The sequence below is a fragment of the Mesorhizobium kamtschaticum genome (genome assembly GCF_056174585.1).
The window spans coordinates 1,575,492-1,595,797 of sequence record NZ_CM149691.1; the positions used below are offsets into that span (position 1 = coordinate 1,575,492).

Here is a 20,306-nt window from a genome sequence, read left to right on the forward strand (position 1 = left end):
CTTGCGGCTAGCCCCTTGGCGGGCGCGGCAAAATCCGGCAGACAGTGTGTGGCATGCCCGGTGTCAGTGGCGGCGTGGAGCGTGATGCGATGAAGATCATGGTGCTGGGTGGTGGTGTCATCGGGGTGACCACGGCCTATTATCTCGCCGAGGCCGGCCACGAGGTGACGGTGATCGACCGCCAGAAGGGCCCGGCGCTGGAAACCAGCTTCGCCAATGCCGGCGAGATTTCGCCCGGCTATGCCTCGCCCTGGGCCGGGCCTGGCATCCCGCTCAAGGCGATCAAATGGTTGTTGATGAAGCATGGCCCGCTGGTGGTGCGGCCGGCTTTCGATCCGCATATGTGGACATGGCTGGTCAAGATGCTGCGCAACTGCACGGCCGAGCGCTATGCCATCAACAAGTCGCGCATGGTGCCGCTGGCCGAATACAGCCGCGATACGCTGAAGGCGCTGCGCGAAGCGACCGGCATCAGCTATGACGAGCGGACCCAAGGCACGCTTCAACTGTTTCGTACGCAAAAGCAGCTCGACGGCACCGGTGGCGATGTCGAGGTGCTGAAGAAATATGGTGTGCCCTACGAGATCCTCGACCAGGACGGCTGCATCGCGGCGGAGCCGGCGCTGGCCGGCGTGCGCGAGAAATTCGTCGGCGGCCTCAGGCTGCCGCATGACGAGACCGGCGACTGCAAGATCTTCACCGAGAAATTGGCCGAGCTTTGCGTGGCGCGTGGCGTGAAGTTCGAATACGACACGACGATCTGGCGCGTCATCCGCAGCCGCAACCGCATTGCCAACCTCAGCACCAGCAAGGGTTTCAAGGCCTCGGAGGCCTATGTGATGGCGCTGGGCAGCTATTCGGCCGGCTTCATGCGCCGGATGAAACGGTCGATCCCGGTCTATCCGGTCAAGGGCTATTCGATCACCGTGCCGATCAAGGATGCCGGCCTGGCGCCGGTGTCGACCGTGATGGACGAAACCTACAAGGTGGCGATCACCCGGCTGGGCGACCGCATCCGCGTCGGTGGCACGGCCGAGATTTCCGGCTTCGATCTCAGGCTGCACGAATCGCGGCGCCGCACGCTCGAACATTCGGTCGGCGATCTCTTTCCGGGCGCCGGCGCCATGCGCGAAGCGACGTTCTGGTGCGGGCTGCGGCCGATGACGCCGGACGGGCCGCCGCTGATCGGCCGCACCGAGCTTTCCAATCTCTTCCTCAACACAGGCCATGGCACGCTCGGCTGGACCATGGCCTGCGGCTCGGCCAAGGTGCTGGCCGACATCATGTCGAACAAGGTGCCCGACATCGATGCCCGTGCCCTGGCGCAGGAACGCTACCTAAAGTAGGCAGCGTTGGGGTCAGAACGCCTGCTTGACCCAGGCTTCGTCGAACAGCAGCCGGTAGGCCCATGGGATCGTCACCTCAGTGGAAACCGGGTTCGAATGGGCGAGATAGTCGTCATAGACCGGCTTCATCCTGACGTAGAAGGCGGGATCGAGCACCATCATGCCGTTCTCTGAATCGTGGAAGAAGCTGCGGTTGTTGAGGTTGACCGAGGAGATGGCGACCAGCCTTTCGTCGATCATCATGATCTTGGAATGCAGCACCACGTCAGGCGCCTTGAACTCGCGGATGTTGATGCGATCGCCATATTTCTCGACGAACAGCTTGTTGAGCGCGGTGAGGAATTTGCCGCCAATATCGCCCTTGAGATCGATGCGGCCGACAACGTCGATCTTGACGCCGCGCGCGAGCGCCCGGTCAAAGGCCCGGGCGAGGCTCGGCGTCAGATTGAGGTAGGGATTGACGATCTGGATATGGCGCTGGGCGGCGTCGACCAACTCGACGAAATAGTCCTCCAGCGCTTGGTCGTCCTCATAGGGCACCGAAATGAAATGCCGGGCATTGCCCCGGGGGCGGCCATCTCCGCGCACCGGGATGGAGAAGGGGCGGGCCAGATTGGTGTCGGCGTCGCGCAGCCATATCGTCGACAGATGCGCGGCGAGCGTCTCGACCGTCGCCTTGTCGGCGAACTCGATGTCGAAGTCGCTCCAGTTTGAATAGTAGTTCAGCGAAAGCCCGTCGGTCTTGCCGTATTGTTCGAGGTTGGGATAGCGCGACAGGTCGATCGGCTGGTGGAACAGGAAGCCGTCATGGATGTTGCGGCCGCCGATGATGACGCGCGAGCGCGCGGGGTCCTGCGCCAGCGTCGCCAGCATCTTGATGTGAAGGACCTTGTGCAATTGTGAAATCTGCTCGTCGATCGGCGCGCCATGGTCTGCCCGCCAGCGATATTCCTGCAGTTCGACATTGGGGAATTCGGCCGCCAGCCGGTGCAGCATGGCATCGTCCTTTTCGCGCTCCAGCACGTCGGTGACCATGATGCGCACCTTGGTGCCAAGGGCTGCATGATGGCGGATCAGCCGCTCGATGACGCGGCCGGAGAAGTCGGCCTTGAATTCGAGCGAGGACAGATAGATCAGCTTCAGCCGTGGTGCCTTGGAGAAATCGAGCGGCAGTTCCGGGTCGCCCTTATCTATGACCGCATCGGACAGCGGCGCGCCCATCAGCGCCTCGACCTTGGCGTTGAAGCCGTCGCGCGATTTGCGCAGCAGCCTGGGCTCGCCGATCGGCAGGGCGCAGGTCTGCGACAGCCAGCGGCTGGCATAGAAGGCGCGCTGAAGCGCGTCGAGCCCGGTGCTGTTGGGAACCGGGCAGCGCTGGTAGCGGCTGTCGAAGCTGGCGAGCGCCGGATCGGCGGTTTCTTCACGCTGGATGGCGAGCGGCGCGCCGGCCGGCGCAAGGCTGGAACGTATCCTCGCCGTGCAGCGGTTCAGGCTGTCGCTTGGAAACAGGCTGACCGTGTCGTCCTCGCCCGACAATCGGAACCGAAATGCCGCGCCGGCGACGATGGTGCGCGAGGTGCCGGCGGCGCGGATCGCCAGAGGACCGTCGCAGGTGGCCTCGATCTCGGCAGGCTGCTGGCCCGCCTGGCGCAGGACGATCTCGGTGCTGCGTGCCTGCAGGCCGGAGAAATCGAAAACCTTGGGAGCCGAGGGCCGCGCCGCCGCATCGATGTAGAGCGTCTGCCGCGACACCCGCCAGCGACCGTCGAAATGGCCCTCGCCGCTGCCGCCATTGGCCGGCGGCAGATGCGTCCTGGCAACCGGTCCGGCCAGTTGCTGCAGCGTCGAATAGGTCGCCTGGAAGTCGCTGTTCTGGACGTCGCGGCGGTTGCGCCCGAACGGGCCGGTGCCATTGGCGCGATCCATGGCGCCGAGCTGGTTGTGGGCAAGCAGGGCCAGGAAGCGTCTTTCATAGTCACCGGTGCCGGCATCGCCAAAAAACTGCGACGCCGCGACATGTGGCCCCGGCGTGCTGGCCGACAGCGAGGGCCGCGTGCAGGCCTCCTGTCCCGGCAGGAGGTCGCAGGCATTGCGGCCTGCGCCGGCGCAGCCGACAAGCGCGATGAGCACCAGCCCGAACAAAGCGAGGATGATGGAGGCGCGGCCGATCAACCGGCGGCTCCGGTCTTCATGGCGCTCAATTGCGCCGGGTCGCGCGGCGGCATGAAGCCCTGCGGAAACACCTTGCAGATGGGGATGGCGAAAGTCGCGATCAGCAGTTCCGCCTCGTCGCGCATCTTGCGGGGCGCCGTCTTGTCGTCGCGGATCGTCCTGGCCGAGGCGACGAGGGCGCCGTCGCAGTCGCAATGGTTGTGACGGGCGATGTAGCAGGCGTCGTGGGTCTGGCAGACAGCGTCGAGGCGGTCGACGGGCCGGGCCGACAGATCGCCGGTGCGGGTGCCGGGGCCACAGTAATTGCCGATGACAAAAGGCGAGGGGCGCGCCATGGCGTAACGGATCGGCTTGGGCAATTCGGCTTCCGGCACTTTTGCCCATGGATTGGCGCAGGCCGAGACGAAAAGCAGCGGCAGGATGGCAAGAACGGCTCGCATTTTTTCCGCGCCAGCTTTCTGAATGATTTCCCCACCCGGCGATATAGCCCACGGCTCGGGATCGCACGCCCTGATGCCACACTGGCCGGTTTTGTGGCAAGGAAAAGGCGGCGCGCGTGGCTACCGCGTTGTTGTAATATTGGCATAGTCTAGCTTAAGGGGCGACCCGCCCGGCATTCGGAGGACCAGCACCGGCGATGCGTATCTGTCTTCTCGTTACGACTGTGGGATTTCTGTCCTGCGCAGCGGGGGCAAACGCCGCCGACAATACGGTTCATGACCGGGATAACTGGGTCTCGTTGACCGTTCCTCAGGAATGGACCACTGAGCCGCCTTCTGGCGAGGCGATGTTGCTGGATATAAAATCCACTGATGAGGGCCTTGACTGCATGGTGTCTGGCTCGCTCTACAACCCCCTCGCACCGGGTTCGCCGTCCGATCCGCGCAAGTTCATCGAGGACTGGTCTATGGACACCTGGACGAGGATGATGGGCAAATCGTTCAGCACGGCCGATTTCAGCAATGACCGGCTTGCAAGGTTTCCAGACGGCTACCCAGTGCGCCATGCTGACTTGGATTTCACCGTTAGCGACGAGAATGTCAGCCTGCACGGCCATTCCAGGATTGCGTTTTCAATCCGGGGTGCGCGCTACGGTTATGTCAACTGCTCGTTGATGGCCGGGAGCGCAGAGGAGGTCGCGCAGAGATGGGCACCATTGGCGGACACGGTCGAGCGTGTGGTGAATTCATTCGTTCTCGACCCGCCTTGAACGGCGCATTGCGGCTGCCGGTTTGCGAAATCAGGTAAAGAGGCCCCGCTCCCGCTCCACCGCCTTGGTGATGAAGCTGGCGACGATCTGGACACGGCGCAGCGGCCTGACCGATTCGTGATAGACCAGCCAGTAGGCGCGGCGGATGGGCGCGATGACATCGACGGGCACCAGTTCGGGCATCGAGCGGGCGACGAAGGTGTGCAGGATGCCGATGCCGGCGCCGGAGCGCACCGCTTCGGCTTGACCGAGCGCGGAGGAAATGGCGAAGCTGGTGCGCCAGTCGGCGCTGAATTCGGCGGCATAGTCGAGCGAGGGGCTGACGATCAGGTCAGGCACATAGCCGATGAGGGTGTGTTGGCCGAGTTCGGCCGCCGTTTTGGGCAAGCCATGCGCCTCGGCATAGGCGCGTGAGGCGAACAGACCGAGCGAGTAATCGACCAGCTTTCCCGCCACCAGCCGGCCTTCTGTCGGCTGCTCGACGGTGATGGCGATGTCGGCTTCGCGACGGGACAGGGAGAAGGAACGCGGCACCGGCACCAGCTGGATCGTCAGCTCGCGATGCAGCGCGGTCAGCTCGCCGAGACGCCTGGCCAGGAAGGCGACGCCAAAACCGTCCGGGGCGCCGATGCGCACGGTGCCGGAGATATCGTCGCCTTCGCCCGATATGGTCGAACGCGCGGCGATCATGTCGCCCTCCATGCGCTCGGCAATGTCAAGGAAGCGCTCGCCGGCCGGCGTCAACTCGCTGCCGGTGGTCAGCCGGCGAAAGAGTTTCGTGCGCAGCGCGTCCTCGAGCGCGGCGATGCGGCGCGAGACGGTTGCGTGATTGAGCTCCAGCCTTTTGGCGGCGCCGAGGATCTGGCCGGCGCGCGCGACGGCGAGAAAGATGCGGACGTCATCCCAGTTCATGGGCATCCCCAGGAGATAGCTTGTGACCACCATTTGCGAGAATTGATGCGCGCCCGTCAATCGATATCCATTCTGCGCACAACGGTTGCGTTCTCCCTCGCGTTGCCATCGCCCCTGCAAAGGCGGACAATGCAGCATCACAAACAAGGGAGAGACATCATGATCGAATACGGTCATTTCATCGGCGGCAAGCATGTCGCCGGCACCAGCGGCCGCAAGCAGGACGTCATGCAGCCGATGGACGGCTCGGTGCGCGGCACGGTGGCGCTGGCCTCGCAGGCGGAACTGCGCGCGGCCGTCGAGAACGCCAAGGCGGCGCAGCCGAAATGGGCTGCCACCAACCCGCAGCGCCGCGTGCGCGTGCTGATGAAATTCCTCGAACTGGTCGCCCGCGACTATGACGAACTGGCCGACATCCTGGCGCGCGAGCACGGCAAGACGATCGCCGACGCCAAGGGCGACATCCAGCGCGGCCTCGAAGTGGTCGAAGTCTGCATCGGCGCGCCGCATATGATGAAGGGCGAGTTCACCGATGGCGCCGGCCCCGGCATCGACGTCTATTCGATGCGCCAGCCGCTCGGCGTCGTCGCCGGCATCACGCCGTTCAACTTCCCGGCGATGATCCCGCTGTGGAAGATCGCGCCGGCGATCGCTTGCGGCAATGCTTTCATCCTGAAGCCGTCGGAGCGTGACCCTGGCGTACCGAAGCGCATCGCCGAGCTGTTTCTTGAGGCCGGCCTGCCGGCGGGCATCCTCAATGTCGTCAATGGCGACAAGGATGTGGTCGATGCGATCCTGGACGATCCCGACATCAAGGCCATCGGCTTTGTCGGTTCGACGCCGATCGCCCACTACATCTATTCGCGCGGCACCGCGGCGGGCAAGCGCGTGCAGTGCTTCGGCGGCGCGAAGAACCACATGATCATCATGCCCGACGCCGACATGGACCAGACCGTCGATGCGCTGATCGGCGCCGGCTACGGCTCGGCCGGCGAGCGCTGCATGGCGATCTCGGTCGCCGTCCCGGTCGGTAACGACACCGCCAACCGGCTGATGGAAAAGCTGATCCCGCGCGTCGAGAGCCTGAAGGTCGGCCCGTCGACGGATTCCTCGGCCGATTTCGGTCCGCTGGTGACGGCGCAGGCGCTGGAGCGCGTCAAGGGTTACGTCGACACCGGCGTCAAGGAAGGCGCCAAGCTCGTCGTCGACGGCCGCGGCTTCTCCATGCAGGGCTATGAGGATGGCTACTATATGGGCGGCTGCCTGTTCGACAATGTGACGGCCGACATGCGCATCTACAAGGAAGAGATCTTGGGCCGGTGCTCTCGGTGGTGCGCGCGCCGACCTATGAGAGCGCCATCAAGCTCGCCAACGACCACGAAATGGGCAATGGCGTCGCCATCTTCACCCGCGACGGCGACGCCGCGCGCGACTTCGCAAGCCGTGTCCAGGTCGGCATGGTCGGCATCAACGTGCCGATCCCGGTGCCGATCGCCTATTACACCTTCGGCGGCTGGAAAGCGTCGTCCTTCGGCGACCTCAACCAACACGGCCCGGACGCCTTCCGCTTCTACACCAAGACCAAGACGGTGACCTCGCGCTGGCCGTCCGGCATCAAGGACGGTGCGGAATTCGTCATCCCGACGATGAACTGAATTCGGAAGAGCATACGAGACAAGAGAGGCGGGGCAACCCGCCTTTCTTCGTTTCTTACGGTCATCGTTCACACCGTCGGAATCGTGCCGCCATCGATGACGTATTCGGTGCCGTGGATCGCCGAGGCGCGGTCCGAGACAAGGAATGCCACAAGTTCCGCAACCTCCTGCGGCCATGCCGGCCGGCCGATGGGAATGCCGCCCAGCGCATCCATGATGCCCTGGCGGGCGGTTTCCTCGTCCGAACCGGAATGGGCGGCCAGCCGCTTCACCATGGCCTCCGATGCGCTGGTGTGGATCCAACCCGGCGCCACGGTGTTGACGCGGATGCCTTTCGGCCCGAGCTCCTTGGACAGCGCCTTGCTGTAGGTCGAAAGAGCGGCCTTCGCCGCGGCATAGGCGATGGTGGATTCGTGCAGTGGCAGGCGGCGCTGGATCGACGAGATGTGGACGATCGCGCCGGCGCACTGCTCGATCATATGCGGGACAAGCAGGCGATCGAGCCGCACCGCCGCCAGCAGATTGAGGCTGAGCTCGTCCTGCCAGAGCTGATCGGTCAGTCCGGCAAACCCTCCGCCTGGACTTTTCGACCCGCCGACGCTGTGAACGATGATGTCGATGCCGCCGAGACTGTCCATGGTGGCTGCCGCCACTCTTTCGGCGCCTGCCAGAGTGCTGATATCGGCCTGCACGAACAGCTTCGACTGACATGCTTCGGTCGCCGAGCGAGCGGTGGTTGCAACCACCGCCCCTGCCGCCGAAAGCCTGGCAACAATGGCTTCGCCGGCGCCCTTGGTGCCGCCGGTGACCAGAACGCGCTTGCCGGCGAATTCCCGGTCGTCGACCGCAAATTTCTGAACGATGGTCATGCGCCGATCTCCAGCCGCGTGATCCTGTTGTCGGCCAGGGTGAAGACGTAGTGGAGCGTCGCGGGGCTGCCCGGGAAATTCCCCGACACGATGCCGGCGATCCGCCATGTATCGCTATTGGCGGTCGCGTCGGCGACTTCGACCGTCACCCGGTATTTGCGCGTCGTTGCCTCCATCCAGTCGCGGATGGCGGCTGATCCCTGATGCGTCTCGCCTTCGTCCCGGACCTTGGCGTCCGAGGCGAAAGGGGCGAGCATACCGTCGATGTCGTGGCGGTTCTTGGCGGCAAAATAGTCCGCCAGCGGCTGAGGAAGTTCTACGGTCATGGTTTGTCTCCGATGCGGGTTGCCGCCGCCCGTCGAAGCCGGCGGCGCTTGTCCGGTTTCTAAAATGCGATATGCTGGTGAAATGACAAAAACCGACGAAAAAGTAAGGTACTTACCTGAAGGTAAGGGCCGGCCCGAAAGTAAGCCCGATATGCTGACGCCATTGTCCGCGGCGAGCGGCGTCGAGAATGTGCTGCGCATCCTCGAAGGGCGCTGGAAACTGGTGATCCTGTTTCACCTGTTCGGCGGCAAGGTGCTGCGCTTTTCCGATCTCGAACGGGCGATCCCGGCGATCTCGCAGAAGATGCTGATCCAGCAGCTCAGGCAGATGGAAGCCGACGGCATCGTGCGCCGTATCGTGCATCATCAGGTGCCGCCCAAGGTCGAGTACTGCCTGACCGATTGGGGCCAGGCGCTGTGCCCGGCCCTCGACGCCCTGCTGAAATGGGCGGCACTTCGGGAACCCTCGAAAACCTGACGCCGATCGTCGTTCCGGCAACGCACCGCAAGAGCCGAAATGGCGCTTGTTTTCAGATCGAGGCCTCACCATATCGATTCCAGGGAATGATAAAGTTCCCTGACGACAGACCGGAAACCAGAAGGAGTGACGTGATGACGACGTCGAACCCGGCCTGGAGCGTTTCGGTATATTGAGGCTGCCCATGTGCCTCCCTTTGCCGGAATGCGAAGGCGAAGGAGGTGCCAAATGGCACACAAATTTTCGTTTCGATGGATCAGGATAGCCGCGATCGGCGCAGCGCTGGCGCTGTCGACGCTATCGGCACAGGCGCAGTTCATCTGCGGCGGCCACAGTGACCTTGTTGCGGCATTGGCAAAGGCCCTGCAACAAAAGCAGATCGGCTACGGTGTGGTTGGTCAGGCCGCCATTGTCGAGGTCTATGTTTCGGCAAGTGGGACCTGGTCGATGCTGGTGACCGATGTGCAGGGCCGAAGCTGCATTTTCGCGACCGGTGACGGGTGGGAGAATACCGCCATCGCCGCGGCGCAAGGGATCTGATCGCCGGGTCAGCGCGTCGCGGCCACCTCGGCGTGGCCGCGCAGCAGCGCCATCAAACGCTTGGCGTCCTTGGCGGCCGCCTCCTCGTCGCCGTCGAGGATCGAGCGGATCAGCGCGACGTGATGCTCGGCTGATTCGGCGAGGCCGGTGTCGGCCTTATAGCGAAACCAGAAGCGGCGGCTGTGGGTCTGCAACGGGGCGGCCAGCCGCGCGGCGAAAGGGTTGTCTGCGGCCATCGCCAGGGCCTCGTCGAGCGCCTTGTCGGCCTGGATGAAGGCAAGCACATTGCCCGAGATGACCGCCTTCTGCATGGCAAGGGCGGCCTCGTGAAACAGGTCGGCGGCCTCGCGAGTGACGAAGCGGGCGGCCGAACGGGCAAGCACCACCTCGACACCGCGCCGGGCGTCGAGCACGCGCAGCCAGTCGCCGGGATGCAGCGGCGCGATCGCGATGCCGGCGCGTGGCCGTACATCCAGCAGCCCTTCCCAGGCCAGCCGCTGGATCGCCTCGCGCACCGGCGTGCGGCCGAGCGCCAGCTTTTCGATGAGCGCCCCTTCGGTGACAAAGCTCGACGGCGCCAGCTCCAGCGTGACGATCATATGCTCGAGCACGCGGTAAGCCTTGGCCGCTGCCGGCTCGGACATCGCGGTTGCTTCCATGGATATCAAAGGCGATCTCCTGATATATCTTGCATATATCATAACAGATTCCGCATTGACAGCACGTTTCTTAACAGATATACGACTGATATATCAGATGGAGAAATGACCATGTGGACCGGAGTTTTCCCCGCCGTCACGACCAAATTCACCGCCGACGACCAGCTCGACCATGCCGAGATGGAGCGCTGTTTCAATCTTCAGATGGAGGCCGGTTGCGACGGCATCATCGTTTGCGGCTCGCTCGGCGAAGGGCCGATGCTGTCGCCTGACGAGAAGATCGAAGTGCTGAAGACCGCGCAGAAAGTCGCCGGCGGGAAGCCGGTGCTGATGACGGTCAACGAGGCGGGCACCCGCGAGGCCGCCAGCATCGCCAAGCGCGCCGCCAGGGAAGGCGCCGATGGCCTGATGGTGGTGCCGAGCCCGATCTACCACACCAACGCGGAAGAGACGGTCGCCGCACTTCGCGCGGTCGCCGAGGCCGGCGACCTGCCGGTGATGATCTACTCCAACCGGCTCGCCTACCGCGTCGACGTCACCGTCGACCAGATGGAGGAGCTGGCATCGGACAAGCGCTTCGTCGCCATCAAGGAATCCTCCGACGATATCAGGCGCTCGACCGAGATCATCAACCGGCTGGGCGACCGCTACGATCTCTTCACCGGCGTCGACAATCTCGCCTTCGAGGCGCTGTCGGTCGGCGCCATTGGCTGGGTGGCCGGCCTGGTCACCGCCTTCCCGCGCGAAACCGTCGCCATCTACCAGCTGATGAAGCAGGGCCGCCGCGAGGAGGCGCTCGCCATCTACCGCTGGTTCCGGCCGCTGCTCGATCTCGACGTCTCGACCTATCTGGTACAGAACATCAAGCTTGCTGAAGTGCTGGCAATCGATACCAATGACCGCGTGCGCATGCCGCGCCAGCCCCTGTCGGGCGAGCGCCGCAAGGCGGTGGAGAAGATCATAGGGGATGCGCTGGCGGTGCGGCCGAAGCTGCCGTCGCTCCAGACGTCTCCTCTATCGGCGGACAGACTGGTGGCAGCCGAGTAAGGGACAGCACTGACGTGCCAGGAAATTCCAGATCCCCGGAACAGGAGCAACGCTCCGCCACTGGGGCACCTTCTCCCCGTTCGCGGGGGGAAGGCGAGGACATCGCCATCATCGGCGGTGGCATCATCGGCATCTGCGCGGCCGCCTTCCTTGCCGAGGCAGGGCGCAGCGTGACAGTCTTCGATCGCACCGGCATCTGCGAGGAGACGAGTTCCGGCAATGCCGCCGCCTTCGCCTTCTCCGACGTGCTGCCGCTGGCGCACAAGGGCATGATCAAGAACCTGCCGAAATGGCTGGCCGATCCGCTCGGCCCGCTCAGCATTCCACCGGCCTACCTGCCGAAGCTCGTGCCCTGGCTGATCCGCTTCTGGCGAGCCGGCGCGCCGGAAAAATACGAGGCCAGCCTCGCCGCCCAGGCCGGCATGATGAAGCTTGCCGAGGCGGAATGGATGGGCCTGCTCGATCGCTCCGGCACGCGGCCGATGCTGCGCGAAGATGGCTCGCTCGAACTTTACGAAAGCGAGGCAGAGTTTCAGGCTGGGTTGTCCGGCTGGGCGGCGCGAGAACGTTTCGGCATCGGCTTTCGCCATGTCGAGGGCGGGGACCTTGCGACGTTACAGCCGGGCCTGTCTCCGCGCTTCGTCAAGGGCACCTTCGTGCCGGGCTGGAAGACGGTCGCCGATCCAAAGCTGCTCGGCAAGGCGGTCTGGGCTTACGCCGAGGCCAAGGGCGCCCGCTTTGAAATGGCCCGCATCGATCGCGTCGCGGCGGACCAGCATGGCGCGACATTGACGCTCGCCGATGGCACGACCAGGCAGGCGAGGCAACTCGTCGTCGCCGCCGGCGCCTGGTCACACCTCCTGGCGCGGCAGCTTGGCGATCGCATTCCGCTGGAAACCGAGCGCGGCTACAACACGACCTTGCCCAAGAGCGCCTTCGACGTTAAGCGGCAGCTGATCTTTTCCGGCCATGGCTTCGTCATCACGCCGCTCGAGACGAGCCTGCGCGTCGGCGGTGCCGTCGAACTCGGCGGCATCGAGCGGCCGCCCAATTATGCCAGGTCGAAGGCGCTGCTGCAGAAGGCGCAGAAATTCCTGCCGGGGCTCAACCCCTCGGGCGGGCGCGAATGGATGGGGTATAGGCCTTCGCTGCCGGATTCGGTTCCTGTCATCGGCAAGGCGTCGGGAAGCCGGCCGGTGGTCTATGCTTTCGGCCACGGCCATCTCGGCCTGACCCAGGCGGCCGCAACCGGGCGGTTGATCCGGGAAATCGTCCTGGGGCAGACTCTGCCTGTTGATCTCGCCCCTTTCAGTCCACAACGTTTTTGAGTTCATCGCGGTTTTGAATTTTTCGAGGAACGACATGGCCAAGAAATCCTTCTTCTGCATCGACGGCCACACGTGCGGCAATCCGGTGCGGCTGGTTGCCGGCGGCGGCCCGCTGCTTGAGGGCTCGACAATGATGGAGCGGCGTGCGCATTTCCTCGCCGAGTATGACTGGATCCGCACCGGTCTGATGTTCGAGCCGCGCGGCCATGACGTGATGTCGGGTTCGATCCTCTACCCGCCGACGCGCGAGGATTGCGACATCGCCATCCTGTTCATCGAAACCTCCGGCTGCCTGCCGATGTGCGGCCACGGCACCATCGGCACGGTGACGATGGCCATCGAGCACGGTCTGATCAAGCCGAAGACGCCGGGTGTGCTGAGGCTCGACACGCCGGCCGGCCTGGTCATCGCCGAGTACAAACAGGTCGGCGAGTATGTCGAGGAGGTGCGCATCACCAACGTGCCGTCCTTCCTCCATGCCGAGGGGCTGACGGTCGAATGTCCCGGGCTCGGCGAGATCACCGTCGACGTCGCCTATGGCGGCAATTTCTACGCTATCGTCGAGCCGCAGGCGAATTATCGCGACATGGCGGATCATTCCGCCGGCGACCTCATCGCCTTGAGCCCGGTGGTGCGCCAGCGGCTGAACGAGAAATACACTTTCGTGCATCCCGAAAATCCTGGCATCAACAGGCTGTCGCACATGCTGTGGACCGGCAAGCCGACGGTGGAGGGGGCCGACGCCCGCAACGCCGTCTTCTACGGCGACAAGGCCATCGACCGCTCACCATGCGGCACCGGCACCTCGGCGCGCATGGCGCAGCTCCATGCCAAGGGCAAGCTCAAGGCCGGCGACGCCTTCGTGCATGAATCGATCATCGGTTCGCTGTTCAAGGGCAAGGTCGAAAAGGAGGTCACCGTAGCGGGCAAGCCGGCGATCATTCCCTCGATCGGCGGCTGGGCGCGCATGACCGGACTGAACACGATCTTCATCGACGACCGCGATCCGTTCGCGCATGGTTTCGTCGTCAAGTGATATTGGCAGGCTGCTGATCATCAGCATCGACCGAGACCGCACGGCGAAACCAGTCGGCGAAGGTGAGCGCGGCGGGCGAGGCATCCACCGACATCGTCAGAAAATAGCTCTTGTCGCGGTTGGTCGAGAGATCGGACAGAACCAGCAGGTCGCCGCGCTTCAGTTCGTCACGAAAGACGTCGACCGGACAAAGCGCCACGCCATGGCCGGCGATGACCGCGGTTGCGAGGATATTGAAATCGGCGAAGACGGGGCCGTTGCCGACATCCACATTGGCCAGTCCGGCCGCGGAGAACCACTCACTCCAGCCCTGCCGGTTCTCGTCATGCAACAGGTCCGCGCCGGCGATCCCCGAAGGGGTGCGCAGCTCTTTGCCAGCCAGATAATGCGGGCTGCACACCGGCCGGTTGAGGCGTGAAAACAGTTTGAGGCTGGTGACGCCAGGCGTCGGATCGGCTCCGAGCGTGATCAGCACATCGTTCTCATCATCTCCGAGCCTGTCCTCGGCCTTGGCATACGCGACCCGCATGCCGATACCGGGATGGCTTGATGTAAAATCCGGCAGGCGAGGAACCAGCCAGCGGCTGGCGATAGACGGTATGCAGCCTACGGACAGTGTCACTGATGCCGCATTGCGGCGGATGCGCCGGCATGTGGCGCCAAGCTCGGCAAGGGCGCCGCTCGCCGACGCCTGCAGGATCACGCCGGCATCCGTCAGCCGTACCTTGCGTGCGTCCCGGTGGAACAGAGGCACGCCCAACCACTCTTCCAGCCGTCTGATCTGGTGGCTTATGGCCGGATGCGTCACATGCAGTTCTTCGCCGGCAGCCGAAAAACTCAAATGGCGTGCAGCGGCCTCGAAAGCGCGTATCGCGTTCAGCGGGATATAGTCCATCTGTCAAATTTACTAACATATGAGATGAGAAGCAATCATTTGAACGTCTGGAAATCCTGCGGCATTGCTGTGGCCGGTTGGAAGTTTCCAGCGGAAATGCCGCCAAACTCGGCTATTTCTCTGAACTCTCTTGCCGCTACGGTATTGGCAGGGAAAGAAAGCATGTTCACCAGACAATTGGCTGATGTAGAAAAATCTGACTTCTTCGTGGATTGGGGCAATGGCACCAGCCATCGCCTGCTGACACAGCAGGACGGCGTGGGGTTCACCGTCTGCCACACCGTCGTGCGCGCCGGCAGCGAATCGCGCCTGCATTACCGGCGGCATTTCGAGGCTTGCTACTGCATCGCCGGTGCTGGTGAGGTCGAAGACATGTCCGGTGCGGTGCATCGCATCGAGCCGGGCACGATCTATGTGCTCGACGACCATGACGAGCATTATCTGCGGGCCGATGCTGCAAGCGACATGATCCTGGTCAGTGTCTTCAACCCTCCCCTTCAGGGCACCGAGCGGCATGCGCTGAGCGGGGACGGCGGCTCAGCATACTGATCCGGAGCAAGGCAATCGTTCCTCGATCGGTAGCCGGACAAGTACAACCGCATTGAATGGCATCGTCGACCACGACCGCAGCCCGTTCACACACGGTTTGTGGTCAAGCAGGAAGAATCCTGACCCTGCGGAAAGGAGTGTGGCGAAAAAACGAACAGTGTCAGGAACGCAACGATTCCTCTTATCACCTAATTTTGACGGCGATTTCTTCGAAACGGGGCGCATGATACGGCCGAATCGTCAAAGACATTGCGTTATGCCAATGGTAGGGTCCGCGATAGTCCAGGGGTCGGATGGGAGAAAACGGGCAATCGGACGGCGTGCCGACAAAACACGCATGACGATTGAAAAATGACGTTGCAATCCGGGCTCGAAACTTTACGACTAGGGGAAATACGAAAAGGAATGCGTCTGCATGGGCGACATTCCAGGGGAGCCATGTACACATGCAGTACTTTGTCCAGCAGCTTATCAACGGGCTGACGCTGGGATCGATCTATGGGCTGATCGCGATCGGCTACACGATGGTCTACGGCATCATCGGCATGATCAACTTCGCCCATGGCGACATCTTCATGGTGGGCGCCTTCACCGCGCTGATCGTTTTCCTCGTCCTCGGCGCTCTGTTTTATTCGGTGCCCGTGGTCGTAGCTCTCCTGGTCATGATGATCGTGGCGATGCTGCTTACCAGCCTCTACAACTGGACGATCGAGAAGGTGGCCTACCGGCCGCTGCGCGGCTCGTTCAGGCTGGCGCCGCTGATCACCGCCATCGGCATGTCGATCGCGCTGTCGAACTTCGTCCAGGTGACGCAAGGGCCGCGCAACAAGCCGATCCCGCCAATGGTGTCGAAAGTCTACGACATCGGCGGCATCAGCGTGTCGTTGAAGCAGATTATCATCGTCGTCGTCACCGCGCTGCTGCTGGCGCTGTTCTGGTACCTGGTCAACAAGACCTCGCTTGGCCGCGCCCAGCGCGCCTGCGAACAGGATCGCAAGATGGCGGCGCTGCTCGGCATCGATGTCGACCGCACCATCTCGATCACCTTCATCATGGGTGCTGCCCTTGCCGCCGTCGCCGGCACGCTGTTCCTGATGTACTACGGCGTCATCGCCTTCTCCGACGGCTTCACGCCGGGTGTGAAAGCGTTCACCGCCGCGGTGCTCGGTGGCATCGGTTCGCTGCCGGGCGCGGTGCTCGGCGGGCTGATGATCGGCTTCATCGAAAGCATGTGGTCGGCCTATTTCTCGATCGACTACAAGGACGTCGCGGCGTTCTCGATCCTGGCCATCGTGCTGATCTTCCTGCCTTCCGGCATTCTGGGCCGGCCAGAAGTCGAAAAGGTCTGAGATCATGGCCGTTACCGTATCTCCGGAGAGCGACACCGTCGCCACCCCCGTGCAGCGCGCGTTCAAGGAAGCGCTCTATGCCGGCGCCATTTCGCTCGGCCTGTTCGTGCTGTTCATCGGGCTGAAGACCGGTCAGAACATTTCCAACGAACTGGTCGTGACGACGCGCTGGGGCCTGCTTGCCGCCGTGGTGATCGCCACGGCCGTCGGACGCTTCCTTTATGTCGCCTATGGCCAGCCCTTCATGGCCAGCCAGAAGATAACCAATGTTGCCACCGGCCTGTTGCCGGCCAGCGTGGCGTCACGGTTCTTCCAGTTGCCGTGGTTCATCGCGGCTGTTGTCGCGGCGGTGCTGCTGTTCGTGTTGAACAGCTCTCTCGCCGGGTGGGTGGGAGAAGAACCGGCCGGCTATCTGCAATTCCTGCGCGCCCTGGCGATTATCTATGTGCTGGCTTGCGTGATCTACCACTTCCGCGCCTTCATCCATGCCAACTTCACCAAATTGGGCATCACGGCGCTGGTGCTGTACCCGATCCTCGTGGTCGCGGTACTGTCGCTGAACGCCTGGTCCATCACTGGCGGGCTGCAGGGTTCGTTGAAATGGGTCGATAATTTCGGCATCCAGATCCTGATCTATGTGATGCTGGCCTGGGGCCTGAACATCGTCGTCGGCCTCGCCGGCCTGCTCGACCTCGGCTACGTCGCCTTCTATGCACTTGGCGCCTATGCGTACGCGCTTCTTGCGACGCATTTCGGCCTGTCGTTCTGGATCCTGTTGCCGGCCGCCGGCGCCATGGCGGCGCTGTGGGGCGTGCTGCTCGGCTTCCCCGTGCTGCGCCTGCGTGGCGATTACCTGGCGATCGTAACGCTGGCTTTCGGTGAGATCATCCGCCTGGTGCTGATCAACTGGCGCGAGGTCACCAACGGATCGGCCGGCATTTCCGGCATTCCCAAGGTCAGCTTCTTCGGCCTGATGTCGTTCAACGTGTCGGACCCCAACTACATCGCCAAGGTTCTGCACATCGCCCAGTCAGGCGCCTACTACAAGATTTTCCTCTACTATCTGATCCTGGGCCTGTGCCTGCTCACCGCCTTCGTCACCATCCGGCTGCGCCGTCTGCCGGTCGGCCGCGCTTGGGAAGCCTTGCGTGAGGACGAGATCGCGTGCCGGTCCCTGGGCATCAACACGACGACAACCAAGCTGACCGCCTTTGCCACGGGTGCCATGTTCGGCGGCTTCGCCGGCTCGTTCTTCGCCGCGCGGCAAGGCTTCGTCAGCCCGGAATCCTTCGTCTTCCTGGAATCGGCCATCATCCTGGCCATCGTCGTTCTCGGCGGCATGGGCTCGCTGGTCGGCATCGCGGTGGCGGCACTTGTGATGATCGGCGGCACCGAGGCGCTGCGCGAGCTCGACTTCCTCAAGCAGATCTTCGGGCCTGACTTCACCCCAGAACTCTACCGCATGCTGCTGTTCGGCATGGCCATGGTCATCGTCATGCTGTGGAAGCCGCGCGGCTTCGTCGGCAGTCGTGAACCGACGGCCTTCCTCAAGGAGCGAAGGGCTGTCTCCAGTTCCTTCACCAAGGAGGGCCACGGCTGATGAACGCGAACCCGATTCAGAAGACCAATCCGGGCATGAACGACGCCATCCTGCAGGTCGAACATCTGTCGATGAAGTTCGGCGGCCTGGTCGCCATCGGCGACCTGTCCTTCGCTGCCAGGCGCGGCGAGATCACCGCGCTGATCGGCCCCAACGGCGCCGGCAAGACCACCGTGTTCAATTGCATCACCGGCTTCTACAAGCCGTCGGAAGGCATGATCACCCTCAACCGGGCCGACGGCACGAGCTTCCTGCTCGAACGGCTGCCCAACCATGAGATCCCGGCGCGCGCCAAGGTGGCGCGTACCTTCCAGAACATTCGCCTGTTCTCGGGTATGACGCTCTTGGAGAACCTGCTGGTCGCCCAGCACAACAAGCTGATGAAGGCGTCGGGCTATACGGTTCTTGGCCTGTTCGGCTTCAGCGGCTACCGCAAGGCCTCGGCCGAATCGGTCGAGCTTGCCAGGCACTGGCTGGAGAAGGCCGACCTTGTCGACCGTGCCGACGATCCGGCCGGTGACTTGCCCTATGGCGCGCAGCGGCGTCTCGAGATCGCACGTGCCATGTGCACAGGCCCGGAGCTTCTGTGCCTGGACGAGCCGGCAGCCGGCCTCAATCCAAAGGAATCGGCGGCGCTCAACGAACTGCTGATCGACATCAAGAACACATCAGGCACCTCGATCCTGTTGATCGAGCATGACATGTCCGTGGTCATGCAGATCTCCGACCATGTCGTGGTGCTGGAATATGGCCGCAAGATCTCGGACGGCAGTCCGCAATCGGTGCGTACCGATCCGCGCGTCATCGCCGCCTATCTCGGCGTCGACGACGAGGAGGTCGAGCAGGTCCTCACCGAAGTCGGCGACGAGGACGTCATCGAACAGCTCGACATAGGGCCGGATGCCGCGCATGGCCCGGGGACATCGTCCTCATACCTGGCCGGACCGGTAACAGACACGGTCGGTCACAGTTCGGGAGAGCGGGTTACCGTGGCCAAGGGCGCATCAAAGGCCGGCCAGGTCGATGCCAGGTCGCTCGCCGAGGCAAACAAGGCGGCCGCGCTGACGGCGGCATCGGCTGCAAAGCCCGCTCCTGCGGTGAAAGCAAAGCCTGCTCCGAAAGCGGCGTCAAAAGCGGCAACCGGGACGGCAGTGAAGTCGACTGCGGCGCCTGCACCGGCCAAACCGGCAGCCAAGGCTCCAGTGGCCAAGACTGCGACGGGCAAGACTGCTGCGGGCAAGGCTGGGGAAATCTCCAACAGGCTGGCGGCGCCCCGCGGTGGCAAGGCCGACAATCTGACCCGCATCAAGGGCATCGGTACGGTCAACGAGAAGAAGCTCAACGATCACGGCATCTTCCACTTCGACCAGATCGGCGCCTGGAAAAAGGCCGATGTCGAGGCTGCTGAAGCTTACCTGGCCTTTGATGGACGCATCGCGCGTGAAGAGTGGGTCAAGCAGGCCAAGCTGCTCGGCCAGGGCAAGGACACGGAATTCTCGCGCCGCGTCGATGCCGGCAAGGTGGCGACCAGCCATGCTTCCGCAAAGACCGCCAGCACGGCCAAGCCTGTGTCGGGCAAGCGTGGAGGGGGCAAGTGATGGCCGGGACAACGCTGCTCGATATCAAGGGCGTGCAGACCTACTACGGTAACATCCGGGCGCTGAACGGCGTCGATGTCACCGTCAACCAGGGTGAGATCGTGGCACTGATCGGCGCCAACGGCGCCGGCAAGTCGACGCTGATGATGACCATTTTCGGGGCACCGCGCGCCCGCGCGGGAAGCATCACCTTCGCCGGCACCGACATCACCCAGATGCCGACGCACGAGATCGCCCGCATGCGCATTGCCCAGTCGCCGGAAGGTCGCCGTATCTTCCCGCGCATGACAGTGATGGAAAACCTGCAGATGGGCGCCAGCCTCGACAACCTCAAGCACTATGACGAGGACGTCGAGAAGGTGTTCACGCTGTTCCCGCGGCTCAAGGAGCGCATCGCCCAGCGCGGCGGCACGCTGTCGGGCGGCGAGCAGCAGATGCTGTCGATCGGACGCGCGCTGATGGCGCGGCCAAAGCTGCTTTTGCTCGACGAGCCGTCGCTGGGTCTGGCGCCGCTGATCGTCAAGCAGATCTTCGATGCCATCCGCGAACTGAACCGCACGCAGGGGCTGACCGTGTTCCTGGTCGAGCAGAACGCCTTTGGTGCGCTGAAACTCGCCACGCGCGGCTATGTCATGGTCAACGGCAATGTGACGATGAGCGGCACCGGCAAGGAACTGCTCGCCAATCCGGAAGTGCGCGCCGCCTATCTCGAAGGCGGACACCACTGAGTTTGGAGC

At 63.4% G+C, this 20,306-nt stretch carries 19 protein-coding genes and 1 pseudogene; 13 read left to right on the forward strand and 7 right to left on the reverse strand.

Annotation, left to right across the window (positions count from 1 at the left end):
- Positions 1-89: 89 nt before the first annotated feature.
- Positions 90-1,346: a D-amino acid dehydrogenase gene (locus AC0V7N_RS07665; RefSeq protein ID WP_475460239.1), complete on the forward strand. Its 1,257-nt coding sequence runs from the start codon at positions 90-92 to the stop codon at positions 1,344-1,346.
- Between the two features lie 12 nt (positions 1,347-1,358).
- Here the strand turns inward: AC0V7N_RS07665 and AC0V7N_RS07670 are convergent, their stop codons facing one another.
- Positions 1,359-3,518: a phospholipase D-like domain-containing protein gene (locus tag AC0V7N_RS07670; protein ID WP_475456163.1), complete on the reverse strand. Its 2,160-nt coding sequence runs from the start codon at positions 3,516-3,518 to the stop codon at positions 1,359-1,361.
- Positions 3,515-3,958 (reverse strand): phospholipase A2 family protein, encoded by a 444-nt coding sequence (locus tag AC0V7N_RS07675; RefSeq protein WP_475456165.1) that lies wholly within the window; start codon positions 3,956-3,958, stop codon positions 3,515-3,517. Before AC0V7N_RS07675 ends, AC0V7N_RS07670 begins: the two co-directional genes overlap by 4 nt.
- Positions 3,959-4,257: 299 nt before the next feature.
- Here AC0V7N_RS07675 and AC0V7N_RS07680 point away from each other — a divergent pair, with 299 nt between their 5' ends.
- Entirely contained in the window at positions 4,258-4,728 is a 471-nt protein-coding gene (locus AC0V7N_RS07680) for a hypothetical protein (protein WP_475456167.1), read from the forward strand.
- 30 nt (positions 4,729-4,758) lie between these two features.
- Here AC0V7N_RS07680 and AC0V7N_RS07685 read toward each other — a convergent pair whose 3' ends face one another.
- The gene (locus tag AC0V7N_RS07685; RefSeq protein ID WP_475456169.1) at positions 4,759-5,640 is read right to left on the reverse strand and encodes a LysR family transcriptional regulator; all 882 of its coding nucleotides are present in this window, start codon (positions 5,638-5,640) and stop codon (positions 4,759-4,761) included.
- A gap of 159 nt (positions 5,641-5,799) precedes the next feature.
- On the opposite strand from AC0V7N_RS07685, the pseudogene AC0V7N_RS07690 reads away from it, so the two are divergent.
- A pseudogene (locus AC0V7N_RS07690) lies at positions 5,800-7,295 on the forward strand (CoA-acylating methylmalonate-semialdehyde dehydrogenase).
- Positions 7,296-7,363: 68 nt separating this feature from the next.
- Here AC0V7N_RS07690 and AC0V7N_RS07695 read toward each other — a convergent pair.
- Both AC0V7N_RS07695 and AC0V7N_RS07700 read right to left on the reverse strand, forming a co-directional pair.
- The gene (locus AC0V7N_RS07695; protein WP_475456171.1) at positions 7,364-8,164 is read right to left on the reverse strand and encodes an SDR family oxidoreductase; all 801 of its coding nucleotides are present in this window, start codon (positions 8,162-8,164) and stop codon (positions 7,364-7,366) included.
- Entirely contained in the window at positions 8,161-8,490 is a 330-nt protein-coding gene (locus tag AC0V7N_RS07700; protein WP_475456173.1) for a nuclear transport factor 2 family protein, read from the reverse strand. Before AC0V7N_RS07700 ends, AC0V7N_RS07695 begins: the two co-directional genes overlap by 4 nt.
- Before the next feature lie 154 nt (positions 8,491-8,644).
- Between AC0V7N_RS07700 and AC0V7N_RS07705 the strand changes: the two genes are divergently transcribed.
- Positions 8,645-8,968: a winged helix-turn-helix transcriptional regulator gene (locus tag AC0V7N_RS07705; RefSeq protein ID WP_475460241.1), complete on the forward strand. Its 324-nt coding sequence runs from the start codon at positions 8,645-8,647 to the stop codon at positions 8,966-8,968.
- Positions 8,969-9,196: 228 nt separating this feature from the next.
- Positions 9,197-9,508, forward strand: a complete 312-nt coding sequence (locus AC0V7N_RS07710) for a hypothetical protein (protein WP_475456175.1) — start codon at positions 9,197-9,199, stop codon at positions 9,506-9,508.
- Between the two features lie 8 nt (positions 9,509-9,516).
- Here the strand turns inward: AC0V7N_RS07710 and AC0V7N_RS07715 are convergent, their stop codons facing one another.
- Positions 9,517-10,209 carry a GntR family transcriptional regulator gene (locus AC0V7N_RS07715; protein WP_475456177.1) on the reverse strand — a complete coding sequence of 231 codons (693 nt, stop codon included), beginning with the start codon at positions 10,207-10,209 and terminating at the stop codon, positions 9,517-9,519.
- A 69-nt stretch (positions 10,210-10,278) separates the two neighbouring features.
- On the opposite strand from AC0V7N_RS07715, the gene AC0V7N_RS07720 reads away from it, so the two are divergent.
- From AC0V7N_RS07720 to AC0V7N_RS07730, 3 genes are read left to right on the forward strand one after another with little or no spacing between them, the layout of a single operon-like run.
- The gene (locus AC0V7N_RS07720; RefSeq protein ID WP_475456179.1) at positions 10,279-11,214 is read left to right on the forward strand and encodes a dihydrodipicolinate synthase family protein; all 936 of its coding nucleotides are present in this window, start codon (positions 10,279-10,281) and stop codon (positions 11,212-11,214) included.
- Between the two features lie 14 nt (positions 11,215-11,228).
- Positions 11,229-12,542, forward strand: a complete 1,314-nt coding sequence (locus tag AC0V7N_RS07725) for an NAD(P)/FAD-dependent oxidoreductase (protein WP_475456181.1) — start codon at positions 11,229-11,231, stop codon at positions 12,540-12,542.
- Positions 12,543-12,576: 34 nt separating this feature from the next.
- Positions 12,577-13,578 (forward strand): 4-hydroxyproline epimerase, encoded by a 1,002-nt coding sequence (locus tag AC0V7N_RS07730; RefSeq protein WP_475456183.1) that lies wholly within the window; start codon positions 12,577-12,579, stop codon positions 13,576-13,578.
- On the opposite strand, the gene AC0V7N_RS07735 is transcribed toward AC0V7N_RS07730, so the two are convergent.
- Entirely contained in the window at positions 13,571-14,473 is a 903-nt protein-coding gene (locus AC0V7N_RS07735; RefSeq protein WP_475456185.1) for a LysR substrate-binding domain-containing protein, read from the reverse strand. The genes AC0V7N_RS07730 and AC0V7N_RS07735 overlap by 8 nt on opposite strands.
- Positions 14,474-14,635: 162 nt before the next feature.
- Between AC0V7N_RS07735 and AC0V7N_RS07740 the strand changes: the two genes are divergently transcribed.
- From AC0V7N_RS07740 to AC0V7N_RS07760, 5 genes are all read left to right on the forward strand, one after another.
- Positions 14,636-15,022 carry an ectoine synthase gene (locus tag AC0V7N_RS07740; RefSeq protein WP_475460243.1) on the forward strand — a complete coding sequence of 129 codons (387 nt, stop codon included), beginning with the start codon at positions 14,636-14,638 and terminating at the stop codon, positions 15,020-15,022.
- A 446-nt stretch (positions 15,023-15,468) separates the two neighbouring features.
- Positions 15,469-16,371, forward strand: a complete 903-nt coding sequence (locus AC0V7N_RS07745) for a branched-chain amino acid ABC transporter permease (protein WP_172222691.1) — start codon at positions 15,469-15,471, stop codon at positions 16,369-16,371.
- Positions 16,372-16,375: 4 nt separating this feature from the next.
- Complete coding sequence (livM, locus tag AC0V7N_RS07750) at positions 16,376-17,971, forward strand: high-affinity branched-chain amino acid ABC transporter permease LivM (RefSeq protein WP_475456187.1); 1,596 nt, start codon at positions 16,376-16,378, stop codon at positions 17,969-17,971.
- Complete coding sequence (locus tag AC0V7N_RS07755) at positions 17,971-19,569, forward strand: ATP-binding cassette domain-containing protein (protein ID WP_475456189.1); 1,599 nt, start codon at positions 17,971-17,973, stop codon at positions 19,567-19,569. Before livM ends, AC0V7N_RS07755 begins: the two co-directional genes overlap by 1 nt.
- A complete protein-coding gene (locus AC0V7N_RS07760; protein WP_475456191.1) occupies positions 19,569-20,297 on the forward strand; it encodes an ABC transporter ATP-binding protein in 729 nt (242 codons plus the stop codon). Before AC0V7N_RS07755 ends, AC0V7N_RS07760 begins: the two co-directional genes overlap by 1 nt.
- Positions 20,298-20,306: the final 9 nt, after the last annotated feature.